Below are 15,544 nucleotides of genomic sequence, written 5' to 3'. Positions count from 1 at the left end.
TGCCGCCGACCAGGTCGGTTGCGTCGGCTGACGCGCACCCGGGCTCCGCCCGGATGTCCTCAAACGCCGGACGGGCTGGAGGGGTGCGGGGAGACGGTCTTGGGTGGGACCCCTGCCGTACTGCTCCGCTAGACGTACGACAGGGGCCCCACCCAAGCCCTCACGACACGAGACGGCGAACGGCCCGCCTGTCACCCTGGCATTCCCTGGGCCCAAACGCGCGGGCCCGCCCCGGACAGACCAGGCCCTCAGACAGGCCCGCACCCCAGGCGCCGACGCCAGGCAAGACAACCCTTAACGGGTGGCATGTGGGCGGGGGCAATCCCCGCGCCGAAGGCGCGGGGCGGCGCCGGCCACGGGGCGCACACCGCCCACGCCCGCAGGGCGACCCCAGGCGCCGACGGTGACCAGGCAACACGTTGACGGGTGGCGTGTGGGCGGGGGCAACCCCCGCGCCGAAGGCGCGGGGCGGCGCCGGCCACCGGAGAAAACCGGCAACCCGCACACGACGGAGGCGGGGTTACCCCGCCTCCGGGTCGCCCTTCGTGTACGAGATGCGTTCCACCTGGCCGAGCTGGAAGTCGTTGTCGACCTCCTTGCCGTTCACGAACAGCTGGACCGCCCCCGCATTGCCCAGGATGAGATTCACCCGCTCGTCGTCCTGCACCGTGACGGAGTCACCCTGCTGCAGGACGGTCTGCTCGAGCGTGCTCCCGTCGTGCCCCTTCGCGGAGATCCAGCTCTTGCCGTCCGTGGCGACGATCTTCACCGTCACCTTGTCCGCCGGCGCCTGCGCCACCGCGCTCTCGGTGGCCTCGGGCGAGCCGCTCGCCGAGGGACTCGGCGAACCGCCGCCCTTCTCGTCGGCCGTGGAATCCACCGCCGCCGGCGTGTCGTCCTTGCTGTCGCCCCCGCTGAAGACCGTGAATCCGACGAACCCGAGCAGCGCCACGATCGCGGCGACCATCGCACCGGTCCAGTTGGGGCGCCGCGGCTCGGGCCGGATCCGCTCGGCCTCGAAGAGCGGCGCGGCCGGCGTCGGAGCCGGCTTCCCCCCGTGGTCGGCGTCGAACTGGGCGACGGCCTGCTCCGGATCCAGCCCCACGACCCGCGCGATACTGCGCACATGCCCGCGGGCATAGACATCCCCACCGCACCGGGAGAAATCGTCCTGCTCGATCGCATGAATGATCGGAATGCGCACACGGGTCTTGGAACTGACCTGATCAACGGTCAGCTTGGCGTCGATCCGGGCGAGCTGAAGCGTCCGTCCGACGGACTGGCTGGCGTCTGCGGAGGGGTTTCCGAGGGACACGGGGGCGCCTTTCGAGCGTGAGCCACCTGCCGGAACATCAGAGTAGCGTTCTTGTAAAAGCGTCGGGCAACCGGGCGGTATGACTTTGTGGGCCAACAGGTATCCCCGAGCTCCGAAGGGACGACGCCCACCTGCCGTAATCATGTGACGCACAACCCGCCGATCCGGTTGCCCGATCGCACTTACGAGTGATCCTGCCCCCGGATCAGGGCGAGCACCCCATCGAGTTCGTCGGGCTTCACCAGCACGTCACGGGCCTTCGACCCCTCGCTCGGCCCCACGATCCCGCGCGACTCCATCAGGTCCATCAGCCGCCCCGCCTTGGCGAAGCCGACGCGCAGCTTGCGCTGGAGCATCGACGTCGAGCCGAACTGCGTCGTGACCACCAGCTCCGCCGCCGCCAGCAGCAGCTCCAGATCGTCGCCGATCTCCTCGTCGATCTCCTTCTTCTTGCCCGTCCCCACGGTGACGTCGTCCCGGAAGACGGGCGCCATCTGCTCCTTGCAGTGCCGCACGACGGCCGCGACCTCGTCCTCCGTGACGAAGGCACCCTGCATCCGGATGGGCTTGTTGGCGCCCATCGGCAGGAAGAGCCCGTCGCCCTTGCCGATCAGCTTCTCCGCGCCCGGCTGGTCCAGGATGACCCGGCTGTCGGCGAGCGAGGAGGTGGCGAAGGCGAGCCGGGACGGCACGTTCGCCTTGATCAGACCGGTGACGACGTCGACGCTGGGGCGCTGGGTGGCGAGCACCAGATGGATACCGGCGGCCCGCGCCAGCTGCGTGATACGGACGATGGAATCCTCGACGTCCCTCGGCGCAACCATCATCAGATCCGCCAGCTCGTCCACAATCACCAGCAAATACGGATAAGGCTGTAGTTCCCGCTCACTCCCGGGCGGTGCGGACGCCTTCCCGTTCCGTACGGCCTCGTTGAAATCGTCGATATGGCGATATCCGAATGCGGCCAGATCGTCGTACCGCAGATCCATCTCCCGTACGACCCACTGCAGCGCTTCGGCGGCCCGCTTGGGATTCGTGATGATCGGCGTAATGAGATGGGGAATGCCCTCGTACGCGGTGAGCTCGACCCGCTTGGGGTCGACCAGCACGAGCCGGACGTCCTCGGGGGTGGCCCGCATCATGACCGAGGTGATCAGGCAGTTGATGTTGGACGACTTGCCGGAGCCGGTCGCGCCCGCGACTAGGATGTGCGGCATCTTGGCGAGATTGGCCATCACATAGCCGCCCTCGACGTCCTTGCCGAGCGCCACGAGCATGGGGTGGTCGTCGCCGCCCGCCGCCAGCCGCAGCACGTCACCCAGATTGACCATCTCGCGGTCGCTGTTGGGGATCTCGATGCCGATCGCGGACTTCCCGGGGATCGGGCTGATGATCCGTACGTCGGGACTGGCCACGGCGTACGCGATGTTCTTGGCCAGCGCCGTGATCCGCTCGACCTTCACCGCCGCGCCGAGCTCCACCTCGTACCGCGTGACCGTCGGGCCCCGGGTGAAGCCGGTGACGGCGGCGTCGACCTTGAACTCGGTGAAGACGTTCGACAGCGACGCCACCACCGCGTCGTTCGCCGCACTGCGGGTCCGCCCCGGTCCGCCGCGCTCGAGCAGGTCGAGCGAGGGCAGCGCGTACGTGATGTCCCCGGAGAGCTGCAGCTGCTCGGCCCGGGGCGGCAGCGCCTCCCCCGCCTCCGGTCCCGGATCCGGGGCGGTACGGGTCAGATCGGGCACGGACGGCATCAGGTCGGGCATCTTCGAGGGCGTCAGCGACGGACCCTCGGCGCGCGCGACGGGCACACCCCCGGTCTTCTCCGTGACCTCGCTGCCCAGATCGGCGAGCAGCGGCGTGGGCGGCACGCCGTGCAGCACCGCTCCGTCGAGGTCCGCGGCCGCGGCGGCCGCGATGTCGACCGGGTCCTGCTCCTTGCGCCGGCGCCGGCGCCGGGTCTCGCCCGCCGTCTCCGCGGCGGCGGCGTCCGCGTCCTCCGCGATACGCACCAGACCGCTGCGCCAGTCCTCGGCGTACTCGCCCTCCTCGGCGAACCCGTACGCCGCCTTGTCCTCGGCCGGCTCCGCCTCCGGCTCGCCGGCGTCGTCGTGCACGACGCCCAGCCGCACACCGAGCCTGCGCAGCCGCTGCGGGATGGCGTTGACGGGCGTGGCCGTGACGACGAGCAGCCCGAAGACGGTGACGAGCAGCAGCAGCGGTACGGCGAGCACGTCGCCGACCGTGGCGATGAGCGGCCGGGACGCGGCCCAGCCGATGAGCCCGCCGGCATCACTTATGGCCTCGGTGCCCTCCTCGCGCCCGGGCGCGCCGCAGCCGACGTGCACGAGGCCGAGCACGCCGATGACGAGGGCGGAAAGCCCGATCACGATACGGCCGTTGGCCTCGGGCTTCTCGGGGTGCCGGATGAGGCGTACGGCGACGATCGCGAGGAGGATCGGCACCAGCAGGTCAAGTCGTCCGAACGCGCCGGTGATCAGTATGTCGACAAGTCCACCGACCGGTCCGTCGAGGCTGGACCAGGTCCCCGCGGCGACGACCAGCGCCAGCCCGAACAGCAGCAGCGCGACGCCGTCCTTGCGGTGCGCGGGGTCAAGCCCCTTCGCGCCCCGCCCTATTCCGCGGAACAGCGCGCCCACGGTGTGGGCCGCGCCCAGCCAGACCGCCCGGACGCCCCGCAGTACGGGGGTCGTCGGCGACGGGGCGGCCTTCTTCGCCGGAGCCGCCTTCTTGGCCGGGGCCTTCTTGGCAGCCGCCTTCTTCGCGGGCGCGCTCTTGCGGGGCGTAGCCTTCGCGGCCTTCTTGGCCGTGCCACTACCCCCGGCTCGCTGCCGGGAGTTGCCGTTGCCAGAGGTACGAGAGGCCATACGGGGGAGGTTACCGCCCACATGACACCAACACACGCAGGACCTGCGCGTTCCGCCCCCCGGCTCCGCCGCGGCCCCACCCCCTGAGTCACCCCTGGCCCCGCACCCCGGCCACCGCGTGCCCCGGCCACCGCACTGTCGGCGCTGCGCGCCTCGTCCTCAAACGCCGGACGGGCTGGTATCGCACCCCCACGGACGCCGTAAGCCTGCGGCCCTGCGGGCCAAGGCCACAGCAACGCTGTCACCTGCGGCCTGCGGACGCCGCCTTGCAGACTCCGGCACTGCGAACGCTCCAGCCTCGAACACCGCAACACCGCGACCCCTGCGAGCTCCGGGCGGGCTGCGGGAGGGGGGTGCCCGGGAGAGAGGTGCCCGGGCGGGCTGCGGGAGGGGGGAGGTGCCCGGGGGAGGTTCCCAGGGGGAGGTGCCCCAGGGGAGGTTCCCAGGGGGAGGTGCCCGGGGGGAGGTGCCCCAGGGGAGGTGCCCGGAGGGAGTGCCGGGAGGCCGGGAGGCCGGGGGGGCCGGGGGGAGGCTGCGGGGGGCGGGAGGCTCCGGGGGCTGCGCGGCCCGGCGACGCCGCAATGCTGCGGGCAGTCGTGCCGCAGGGCGGCACGGGTGGGCGCAGCGGCACCGCACCCATCGGACGGAAACGCAACCACAGCGACCCCGGCCGCAGGCCAGAAGCAGAAACGCAACCACAGGCCAAGCCGGCCGCAGGCCAGACGCAGAAACGCAACCACAGCCCAAGCCGGCCGCAGGCCAACCACCCCGCGAGGGATCACGCCCTGCCGGGCGCCCCCGGCTCGAGCGCATCGAGCGCCTTCCGCAACGCGGACAGCTTCCGCTCAAGATGCGCCGCGGTAGCGACCGCCGCACCGTCCGCGGACTCATCGAGCTGCTTGGTGAGAGCCTCAGCCTGCTCCTCCGCAGCAGCCAACCGAGCGGAAAGCTCGGCAAGCACGCCGACCGCGTCCTTCCCCCGCCCCCCGTTCTGCCCCGCCTGCGCACCCTCCAGCTGCAGCCGCAGCAGCGACGCCTGCTCCCTCAGCTGGACGTTCTTCATGTACAGCTCGACGAACACCGACACCTTCGCCCGCAGCACCCACGGATCGAAGGGCTTGGAGATGTAGTCGACGGCCCCCGCGGCGTATCCCCGGAACGTGTGATGCGGACCGTGGTTGATCGCGGTGAGGAAGATGATCGGGATGTCCCGCGTCCGCTCCCGCCGCTTGATGTGCGCGGCGGTCTCGAAACCGTCCATACCCGGCATCTGCACATCGAGCAGAATGACCGCGAAGTCGTCGGTGAGCAGCGCCTTCAGCGCCTCCTCCCCGGACGAAGCCCGGACCAGGGTCTGATCGAGCGCGGAAAGGATGGCCTCCAGCGCCAGCAGATTCTCCGGCCGGTCGTCGACCAGGAGAATCTTGGCCTTCTGCACCATGGCCCGCCCTCCTCGCCCCGGCAGCTTGCCGGACGCCGTCCCTGGGGACGTACCCGTAGCGCCGCCCGCCCTTGTGGCCGTCATGGTAGCCGCACCCCGCTGTCCGCCACACCCTGTCACCGGATTGACACAGTGCACGAAGCAGGAACGCCGCCCGGTTCCAGAAGGTTCCCGGATTCCCGTGCGCTCACACCAACTTGACCACACTGAGTCATCGGCTGCCGGTGATTGCTCGCGCTTGCCCTCACTCTCCGTGCATCCAGCGCCGCATGACGGCCAGCAGATGATCGGTGTTCACCGGCTTGGTGACGTAGTCGGAGGCGCCGGACTCGATGGCCTTCTCCCGGTCGCCCTTCATCGCCTTCGCGGTGAGCGCGATGATCGGCAGCCCGGTGAACTGGGGCATCCGCCGGATCGCGGACGTCGTGGCGTACCCGTCCATCTCCGGCATCATGATGTCCATCAGCACCACGGCCACGTCGTCGTGCTGCTCGAGCACCTCGATGCCCTCGCGTCCGTTCTCGGCGTACAGAACGGCCAGGCCGTGCTGCTCCAGGACGCTGGTGAGGGCGAAGACGTTGCGGATGTCGTCGTCGACGATCAGCACCTTCTCGCCGTCGAAGGCGCCGTTGAACTGCGGTGCGGCCAGTGCCCGCTGCTCGCGCCGGCCCGTGGGTCCGTTGCCCCGGGGCTGCGGGGCGCCCTGGCCCGGCAGCAGCGCCTCGGGTGCCAGCACCGCCGTGGTGAGCAGCGCCTCGGCCGGCTGCCCGCCGTCCTCGGCCGCGTGACCGGCCGCCGCCACCGCGTCCGCGACCGCTCCGTCCGGGTGGACGGCGGTGTCCGGGGCGAGGTGCGCATGGGCGAGCTCCGCCGGATGCAGCGGCAGGTAGAGCGTGAACGTCGAGCCGCGTCCCGGCTCGCTGTCGGCGTGGATCTCGCCGCCGAGCAGCCGTGCGATCTCCCGGCTGATGGACAGCCCCAGGCCCGTACCGCCGTACTTCCGGCTCGTCGTGCCGTCCGCCTGCTTGAACGCCTCGAAGATCACCCGCATCTTCGACGAGGCGATGCCGATCCCGGTGTCGGTCACGGAGAAGGCGATCAGCGGCGCGTCGGGGTCGCGCAGCGAGCCGTTCTCCAGCATCTGCTCCTTGATGGCGACGGGCACGTCGTTCCCGGCGGGCCGGATGACGAGCTGCACGCCGCCGCTGTCGGTGAACTTCACCGCGTTGGACAGCAGGTTGCGCAGCACCTGCAGCAGCCGCTGCTCGTCCGTGTTGAGCGTGGCGGGCAGCTCCGGCGAGACCCGCACCGAGAAGTCGAGCCCCTTCTCCGCGGTCAGCGGGCGGAAGGTGGCCTCGACGTAGTCGACCAGCTGCACCAGCGCGATCCGTGTCGGCGAGACGTCCATCTTGCCCGCCTCGACCTTCGACAGGTCGAGGATGTCGTTGATCAGCTGCAGCAGGTCGGAGCCGGCGCCGTGGATGGTCTCGGCGAACTCGACCTGCTTGGGCGTGAGATTGGCCTCCGCGTTGTCGGCGAGCAGCTTGGCGAGGATGAGCAGCGAGTTCAGCGGCGTACGCAGCTCGTGCGACATGTTCGCCAGGAACTCCGACTTGTACCGCATGGAGACGGCGAGCTGCTCGGCCCGCTCCTCCAGGCCCTGCCGGGCGTCCTCGATCTCGACGTTCTTGATCTCGATGTCGCGGTTCTGCCGGGCCAGCAGCTCGGCCTTCTCCTCCAGCTCGGCGTTGGAGTCCTCCAGCGCCTTCTGCCGGTTCTCCAGCTCCTGCGAGCGGTCCTGGAGCTGTTCGGTCAGCTCCTGGGACTGCTTGAGCAGGCTCTCCGTCTTGGTGTTGGCGGAGATGGTGTTGATGCTCGTGGCGATCATCTCGGCGAGCTGGCTGAGGAAGTCCTTCTGGATCTGGGTGAAGTTCTGGAACGCCGCCAGCTCCACCACACCGAGGATCGTGTCCTCGAAGACCAGCGGTACGACGATCACATGGGCCGGCGGGGCCTCGCCGAGACCGGAGGCGATCTTCAGATAGCCCTCGGGCACGTTCTCGACCAGGATCGTCCGCTTCTCCTGCGCCGCCGTCCCGATCAGCGTCTCCCCGGGCCGCAGCACGGTCGGCATGGCGCCGCGCTGATGCCCGTACGAGCCGATCATCCGCAGCTCGTACGAGTCCTCGGCGCCCTCCGCGCCCAGCTCGTCGCCGCCGGCGGCCGGCAGGGCGATGAAGAACGCGCCGTGCTGCGCGGCGACCACCGGTGTCAGCTCGCTCATGATGAGCCGGGCCACGTCCGCCAGATCGCGACGGCCCTGCAGCAGACCGGAGATGCGGGCCAGGTTGCCCTTCAGCCAGTCCTGCTCCTTGTTGGCCAGGGTGGTCTCGCGGAGCTTGACGATCATCGTGTTGATGTACTCCTGCAGCTCCAGGATCTCGCCCGCGGCGTCCGCGTCGATCTTGAGGCTGAGGTCGCCGCGGGTCACGGCGGTGGCGACCTGGGCGATGTTGCGCACCTGGGAGGTGAGGTTGTTCGCCATCAGGTTCACGGACTCGGTGAGACCCATCCAGACGCCCGAGACGCCGGGGACGCGGGCCTGGCCGCCGAGGCGGCCCTCCGTACCCACCTCGCGGGCAACCCGGGTCACCTCGTCACCGAAGGCGGAGAGCTGGGTGACCATCGTGTTGATGGTGTTCTTCAGCTCCAGGATCTCGCCCTGGGCGGCCACGTCGATCTTCTTCGTCAGATCGCCGTTCGCCACCGCCGTCGTCACCTGGGCGATGTTGCGCACCTGGTTGGTGAGGTTGGAGGCCATGTAGTTCACGGACTCCGTCAGGTCCTTCCAGGTGCCCGAGACGCCGGGGACACGGGCCTGGCCGCCGAGGCGGCCCTCCGTTCCCACCTCGCGGGACACACGCGTGACCTCGTCCGCGAAGGACGACAGCGTGGTCACCATCGCGTTGACCGTGTCGGCGAGCTGCGCGACCTCGCCGCGCGCCTCGACGGTGACCTTCTTGGTCAGGTCGCCGCCCGCGACCGCGGTGGCGACCTGCGAGATGTTGCGCACCTGGGAGGTCAGGTTGACCGCCATCAGGTTCACGTTCTCGGTGAGGTCCTTCCAGATGCCCGAGACCCCGCGCACCTGCGCCTGGCCGCCGAGCTGGCCCTCCGTACCCACCTCGCGGGCGACCCGCGTCACCTGCTCGGCGAAGGAGGACAGCTGGTCGACCATCGTGTTCACCGTGGTGACGAGCTCGAGGATCTCGCCGCGCGCGTCGACGGTGATCTTCTTGGACAGGTCGCCGTTGGCGACGGCGGTCGTGACCTCGGCGATGTTGCGGACCTGGATGGTCAGGTTGTTCGCCATGAAGTTCACGGACTGGGTCAGGTCCTTCCAGGTACCCGACACGCCCTGCACCTCGGCCTGGCCGCCGAGCATGCCCTCCGTACCCACCTCGCGGGCCACGCGGGTGACCTCCTCGGCGAAGGAGGAGAGCTGGTCGACCATCGTGTTGAGGGTGTTCTTCAGCTCCTGGATCTCGCCGCGGGCGTCCACGTCAATCTTCTGCGACAGGTCGCCGCGGGCCACCGCGGTCGCGACCTGCGCGATGTTGCGGACCTGGGCGGTCAGGTTGGACGCCATGCCGTTCACGGAGTCGGTGAGGTCGCGCCACACGCCGGAGACGCCCTGCACCTGGGCCTGGCCGCCGAGCCGGCCCTCCGTACCCACCTCGCGGGCGACGCGGGTGACCTGCTCCGCGAAGGCGGAGAGCTGGTCGACGAGGGTGTTGATGGTGTTCTTCAGCTCGAGGATCTCGCCGCGGGCGTCGACCTCGATCTTCTGGGACAGGTCGCCGCGCATCAGGGCGGTGGTGACCTGGGCGATGTTGCGGACCTGGGAGGTCAGGTTGGACGCCATGAAGTTCACGGAGTCCGTGAGGTCCTTCCAGGTGCCCGAGACGCCCTCCACCTGCGCCTGACCGCCGAGTCGGCCCTCGGTGCCCACGTCGCGGGCCACCCGGGTCACCTGGTCGGCGAAGGAGGACAGCTGGTCGACCATCGTGTTCACGGTGTTCTTCAGCTGGAGCATCTCGCCGGAGACGTCGACCGTGACCTTCTGCGACAGATCGCCGTTCGCCACCGCCGTGGTGACCTGGGCGATGTTGCGGACCTGGCCGGTCAGGTTGCGGAACGCGGTGTTGACCGAGTCCGTCAGGTCCTTCCACGTACCGGCGGCGCCCGCCACCTGCGCCTGGCCGCCCAGCTCGCCCTCGACGCCGATCTGCCGGGCGACGCGCGTGACCTCGGAGCCGAACTCCGAGAGCTGGTCGACCATCGTGTTCACGGTGTTCTTCAGGTCGAGCATCTCGCCGGAGACGTCCACCGTGACCTTCTGCGACAGATCGCCGTCCGCGACCGCCTTCGTCACCTGCGCGATGTCGCGGACCTGGCCGGTCAGGTTGCGGAACGCGGTGTTGACCGAGTCCGTCAGGTCCTTCCAGATGCCGGCCGCGCCCGGCACCTGCGCCTGGCCGCCCAGCTGGCCCTCGTCGCCGACCTCGCGGGCGACGCGGGTCACCTCGTCGGCGAAGGTGCGCAGGGTCTCGGTCATCTGGTTGATGGTGTCCGCGAGCTGCGCGACCTCGCCGCGCGCGCTGACCGTGACCTTCTGCGACAGGTCACCGTTGGCGACGGCCGTGGTGACCTGGGCGATGTTGCGCACCTGCGAGGTCAGGTTGGACGCCATCAGGTTGACGTTGTCGGTCAGGTCCTTCCAGGTGCCGGCGACGCCCGGGACGGTCGCCTGACCGCCGAGCTCGCCCTCCGTACCCACCTCGCGGGCCACGCGGGTGACCTCGGAGGAGAACGCGGAGAGCTGGTCGACCATCGTGTTGACGGTCTTCTTCAGCTCGAGCATCTCGCCGTCGACGTGCACGGTGACCTTGCGGGTCAGATCGCCCTTGGCCACCGCCGTCGTCACCAGCGCGATATCGCGGACCTGGGCGGTCAGCCGGGAGGCCATGGTGTTGACGGAGTCCGTGAGGTCCTTCCACGAACCGGACATACCGCGCACCTTGGCCTGGCCGCCGAGCTTGCCCTCGGTGCCGACCTCGCTGGCGACGCGGGTCACCTCGTCGGTGAACGCCGAGAGCTGGTCGACCAGGCCGTTGACGGTCCGTCCGACCCGCAGGAAGTCGCCACGCAGCGGCCGGGGCACCCCGTCGGAGCCCTGCGGACGCAGATCCATCCGCTGGTCCAGATCGCCCTCGGCGACCGCCGTGAGCACCCGGCCCACATCCGCCAGGGGGCGCACGAGGTCATCCACCAGCGCATTGGAGCCTTCGATGGCTGCGGCCCACGATCCCTCGCAGGCTCCGAGGTCCAGTCGCTCTGTGAGCTTCCCCTCACGGCCGACCATCCGGCGTACCCGGGCGAGCTCTCCCGTCAGGTGCAGATTGCGCTCGGCGACCTCGTTGAGGGTGACCGCGATCTGCGCCACGAGCCCGTCGCCCGTGGGCGCGACCCGCTTGCGGAAGTTGCCGTCCCGCATCGCCTCCAGCGAGGTCAGCAGCCTCTGCAGGGCCGCCGTCTCCACCTCGGTCGTGGCGGCGTTGCGGGGGCGCCGCGCGGGGACACTGCCCTTCGTGCGCGTGCTCGCGCCACGCGCCGGTGCGCCAGACTCCACTTGTCCCTCCCGCGGGGTTCGCTCGCCTCAAGGCCGTCATGTCCAGCCTCGGGCTGTCGTTCGTAGCTTTCCCAGTCTTTCACCCCCGCGCACCGTGGTGGGGCGTACAGCGAACGTGACCGGTCACCCGGAGTGGTGGGTACGGACGATATGACCGCACACGACGGCGGTGCGTACGGCGAACGTGACCGGTCATACGCTCATTCGTTGACCCATAGCCACCCCTCACGACGGCATCACCCGGTTACCCTGTCATCTCCGTCCCGTACAACCGCCCGCGCCCGCGCGGGCATGCGTCGCCGCAGCCGGAAGCGGGCACCACCCGGTTGACCGCCCGGCGCCGGGCGGTGACGCGTCAGCCGGAGCAGCGCCAGACACAGCCAGCGTCAGACAGAGCCAGAGGAGTCCTGTGCCGTGACCTCCCAGTGGGCCGCACGGGCCGCTGCCACGTTCGAGCCGGTCGGCCGGTCGGTCGCCTCCGCGCGCGCCTTCGTGCGGGACACCCTGCAGGGCTGGGGCTCGACGGAGATCACGGACGACGCGGTGGTGCTGACGAGCGAACTGGTCACCAACGCGGTGGTGCACGCCGGTACGGCGGTCGAGGTGCGGTGCCTGCGCACGGACGCGGGCGTACGGGTCGAGGTCTCGGACCGCTATCCGGAGCGCGAACTCCCGCTCGACACCGCCGACCATGTGCCGTCCTCCCCCGAGCGCGAGGGCGGCCGCGGGCTGATGCTGTGCGCGGCGCTGGCGTCGCGCTGGGGCGTGGAGTACACGCCGACGGCCAAGCAGGTCTGGTTCCAGCTGGACATCGAGGAGCCGGTGGCCGGCACCCGCGCCGCCGGGCCCATCCTCGCGGTCGACGACCTGCCGCTGGCGCTGGAGTCCAAGGTCCGCGTCGCGGTCGTGCAGCTCGACCGCGGCGGCTGCGTCAGCCGGTGGAGCGACGACGCCCGCGACCTGTTCGGCTACGACGCCGAGAAGGTCCTCGGCAAGCCGCTCGGCGAGCTGGCCGCCTGGCCGCACACCCCCGGCACGGGCACCGGGCTGGTCGAGGCGCTGCGGCACTCCCGCTGGGAGGGTTCGTACGGCATCAGGGGCGCCGACGGCCGCGTCATCCCCGTCTACGCCTCCCATCTGCGCCTGCGCGACTCCGCCGGCGACCCCTCGACGGTCTGCCTGCTGGTACGCGACCAGGAGCGGGCGGTGCTGCAGACCCCGCTGCGTCCCGCGCCGCAGGACCCCGGCGCGATCCCCGCGCAGGGCGAGGCCGGGCGCGCCGCCGACCCCTTCGAGGCGTTCATCGGCTTCCCCGCCCCCGACGACCTCGACGGCCTGCTCCAGCGCACGGTGGAGCGCGCCCGCGACATACTGGACGGCGACTCGGCGTACCTGCTGCTGGCCACCGACGACGAGACCGAGCTGGAGGTGCGCGCCTCCACGGGGCTGCCCTCCGCCCAGCAGCGCTTCGCCCGCGTCCCCGTCGAGACGGGCACCGGCCGCTACGGCTCCGCGCGGATGCCGGCGGTGCACGAGGACCTGGCGGCCGATCCGGGCGCCGTACCGCTGCTGTCGTCGACGGGCATGCGCTCGGCCGTCACGGTGCCGCTGAAGGTCGAGGGCCGCCTCACCGGCTCCCTCGGCGTCGCCTCCGAGTCGCCCGGCCGGTACACCAACGAGGAGGCGCTGCGCCTGCAGTTCGCCGCCGACCGCATCGCACTGGCCGTCGAGTCCGCCCGGCTGGGCGAGCTGGAGCGGCTGCGCCGCGGCTCCCTGTCCTTCCTCGTCGAGGCGTCCGACCTGCTGGCCGGCACCCTGGACCGCGACCAGACCCTGGCCCTGATGGCGCAGATGACGGTCCCCACCCTGGCCAGCTGGTGCGCCGTCTACACCCTGGCCGAGGGCGCCGACCCGGAGCTGTCGTACGTCCTGCACGAGGACGAGGACCGCATCGACGACCTGCGCGCGCTCCTCTCACGCATCGCGCCCCCGGAGCCGGTGCCCTCCCCCGGCGCCCGCGTCTGGACCACCCCGGCCGACGCGGCCCACGCCTCGGTGCTGCGCACGTCGTTCCGCAGCCTGAGCCTCAGCGGCGTCCCGGAGGCCGTCCCCTCCCTCGCCACGGCCTCCGCCGTCGGCGGCGAGACGGTCGTCCTCCCGCTGGTCGCCCGCAACCGGGTCATCGGCCTGCTGGTGCTGGGCAAGCCGTCCGACGAGCACTTCCGCCAGGAGATCCTGGAGCTGGCCGAGGACATGTCCCGCCGCGCGGCCCTGGCCCTGGACAACGCCCGCCTGTACTCCGAGCGCACGGCCATCAGCCAGTCCCTGCAGCGCAGCCTCCTCCCCCCGGGCCTGCCCGAGGTGCCGGGCGTCGAGGTGGACGTGATCTACCGCGCCGCCGGCGAGGGCAACGAGGTCGGCGGCGACTTCTACGACCTCTTCCCCATCCGCGACGGCGCGTACGGCTTCGCCATCGGCGACGTCTGCGGTACGGGTCCCGAGGCGGCCGCGGTGACCGGCCTGGCCCGCCACGCGCTGCGCCTCCTCGCCCGCGAGGGGTTCGGCGGCCCGGCGGTCCTGGAGCGGCTGAACTCCGCGATCCTCGACGAGGGCGCCCGCAGCCGCTTCCTCACCCTGCTCTACGGCGAGCTGTGGCCGCAGCGCGACGGCAGCGCGGTGGTCAAGGTCGTCTGCGCCGGCCACCCCCTCCCGCTGCGCCTGCGCCCCGACGGCTCGGTGGCCCCCGCCGCCGAACCGCAGCCGCTGCTGGGCGTCATGGAGGATCTCGAGCTGTACGAGGAGCGCATCACGCTCGACCCGGGCGACGTCCTGCTGTGCGTCACGGACGGGGTCACGGAGCGCCGCGAGGGCACGCGCATGCTCGGCGACGAGGGCCTGGTCGACGTCCTGTCCACCTGTACGGGCCTGACGGCCGGCGCGGTCGCCGCCCGCGTCATGCGCGCGGTGGAACGCTTCGCGGCAGAGCCGGCATCGGACGATATGGCGATCCTGGCGATGCGGGTCCCGGCCCAGCGGACGTCGAGCTGACGCCCACGTCCGGGTTGGCGTACTGCCCGACGACCACCCCGAGGTCGTTGATGTCGAAGGGCCCCGTGCCCGTGGCACCGGGGACCTCGACGGGGGTGAAGGGACCGTCGGCGCCCTGACGCAGCACGAAGCCGCTGACGTCGCCCTGCTGGACGTCCTGCAGCGACGCGCCCGAGAACCCGGCGATCTGGCCGCGGTTGTTGATCCCGAAGGGCAGCGTGAGCACGGCTCCCGGCCTGTCGACGACGGTGACCCGGCCCGCGGCGCCGCGCACGAAGGCGTGCACCGAGCCGTCGGCTTCGACGTACACGCCGACGGTCGCCCCGCTGTCGTTCACGTCGAGCAACGACGTCGCGGCGGCCCCCGGCACGTCGGCCGTACGGTAGCGGCCGTCCTGCCACACGAACCCGTGACTCGCACCGTCCCCCGTCCCGTACTCCCCCACGACCTGCCCACGGTCGTTCACCCCAGCGGCCTGCGTGTACGCCGAACCGGGGAAGCGGATACGGACGAAGCGCCCGCGCCGGTCGCGCAGGAAGCCGTTGAGCGGGCTCGTACAGGACGCGTCCGTACGGAAGTTCCCGGCGATCTCCCCGCGATCGCTGATCTTCAGCGGGTTGGTCACCGCTGCCCCGGGAACGTCGACGCGCGTGTACCGGCCGCCCGGGTCGCGCAGATACCCCCGGTAGTCGCAGCTGTCGCGGTCGTCGGTCTTGGCCCCGACCACGATCCGCCCGCGGTCGTCGATGCCGGCGCCCTCGGCGATCCGGCCGTCCGGCAGGTCGAAGGTGGTGTAGCGGCCCCTGTCGTACACGAACGTGGGGCTGGAGGTGCGCGGTGGCGCCAGGACCCGGACGACGGCCTGGCCCGCCCGGGTCTGAACCGGGGTGTCGGAGGCGTCCCCCAGCGCCCCAGCCTCGATCACCAGCCCGCGCTTACCGCGAGCCCGGCGACTCCGAGCAGGACACGGCGTCGGCTCGCCTCTCGGTCACGTGTGGAATGCGGTGCTGCTGTCATACCGTCCCTCCTGCATCACAGGTTCGAGTTGCTTCTCGGGAGGGGTTCGGGGCCACCGCTCACGGCGGATTGGCCGGACGGTCGCATTCCGGCCACGGGGAGACGGAAACGACGAAGGTCCCCGGCTCCTCGGAGCCGGGGAC

Annotated in this window: 6 protein-coding genes; 1 reads left to right on the top strand and 5 read right to left on the bottom strand. The window is 71.0% G+C overall.

Features of this window, described 5'->3' with window-relative positions:
* Positions 1–520: 520 nt before the first annotated feature.
* The 4 genes from AB0M28_RS14650 to AB0M28_RS14635 form a co-directional block, all read right to left on the bottom strand.
* On the bottom strand, positions 521–1,315 hold the full coding sequence (locus AB0M28_RS14650) for a RodZ domain-containing protein (protein ID WP_365403444.1): 795 nt from the start codon (positions 1,313–1,315) through the stop codon (positions 521–523).
* Positions 1,316–1,497: 182 nt separating this feature from the next.
* Entirely contained in the window at positions 1,498–4,203 is a 2,706-nt protein-coding gene (locus tag AB0M28_RS14645; RefSeq protein WP_365403308.1) for a DNA translocase FtsK, read from the bottom strand.
* Between the two features lie 778 nt (positions 4,204–4,981).
* Complete coding sequence (locus tag AB0M28_RS14640; RefSeq protein ID WP_365403305.1) at positions 4,982–5,644, bottom strand: response regulator; 663 nt, start codon at positions 5,642–5,644, stop codon at positions 4,982–4,984.
* A 244-nt stretch (positions 5,645–5,888) separates the two neighbouring features.
* On the bottom strand, positions 5,889–11,336 hold the full coding sequence (locus tag AB0M28_RS14635; RefSeq protein ID WP_365403303.1) for a HAMP domain-containing protein: 5,448 nt from the start codon (positions 11,334–11,336) through the stop codon (positions 5,889–5,891).
* A gap of 414 nt (positions 11,337–11,750) precedes the next feature.
* On the opposite strand from AB0M28_RS14635, the gene AB0M28_RS14630 reads away from it, so the two are divergent.
* The gene (locus AB0M28_RS14630; protein WP_365403300.1) at positions 11,751–14,384 is read left to right on the top strand and encodes a SpoIIE family protein phosphatase; all 2,634 of its coding nucleotides are present in this window, start codon (positions 11,751–11,753) and stop codon (positions 14,382–14,384) included.
* Here the strand turns inward: AB0M28_RS14630 and AB0M28_RS14625 are convergent.
* Positions 14,290–15,309, bottom strand: a complete 1,020-nt coding sequence (locus tag AB0M28_RS14625; protein ID WP_365403297.1) for a hypothetical protein — start codon at positions 15,307–15,309, stop codon at positions 14,290–14,292. The genes AB0M28_RS14630 and AB0M28_RS14625 overlap by 95 nt on opposite strands.
* Between the last annotated feature and the right edge of the window lie 235 nt (positions 15,310–15,544).

The sequence above is a fragment of the Streptomyces sp. NPDC051940 genome, from assembly GCF_040680895.1.
In the GTDB taxonomy this organism is placed as follows: Bacteria; Actinomycetota; Actinomycetes; order Streptomycetales; family Streptomycetaceae; genus Streptomyces.
Note: the sequence above shows the minus strand (reverse complement) of the source record. Positions and strands in the feature narration are given on the sequence as shown.